We start from the raw sequence: 238 nt of genomic DNA, 5'->3' as shown, positions 1-238 counted from the left end.
GCGTGAAAGCCGCCAGCGAACGGATGTCGTCGAGCCGCTGACGCGACAATTGTTCGGCACCGATCGCGCTGATGTTGATCGGCGCGTCCTGCAGCGTGGTTTCCCGACGGGTCGCGGTGACGATGATCTCGTCGCCGTCACCGGCGGCGCTGCGGTCCGCCGCCGCGTCCTGTGCATAGGCTGGCACGGCGCCAAGCCCACACAGGAAGGTGGCGCCCAGCAACGCCCCACGAAATGA

The 238-nt window shown here is 67.6% G+C and carries 1 protein-coding gene; it reads right to left on the bottom strand.

Annotation, left to right across the window (positions count from 1 at the left end; translation table 11 throughout):
- On the bottom strand, positions 1-223 hold a 223-nt coding region (locus tag CVH10_RS24260; RefSeq protein ID WP_181244755.1), incomplete at its 3' end, for a hypothetical protein.
- Positions 224-238 lie beyond the last annotated feature (15 nt).

The sequence above is a fragment of the Halomonas sp. ND22Bw genome, assembly GCF_003011945.1.
In the GTDB taxonomy this organism is placed as follows: domain Bacteria; phylum Pseudomonadota; class Gammaproteobacteria; order Pseudomonadales; family Halomonadaceae; genus Halomonas; species Halomonas halophila.
The sequence above is the reverse complement of the archived record's forward strand: the minus strand, read 5'-3'. Positions and strand labels throughout refer to the sequence as shown.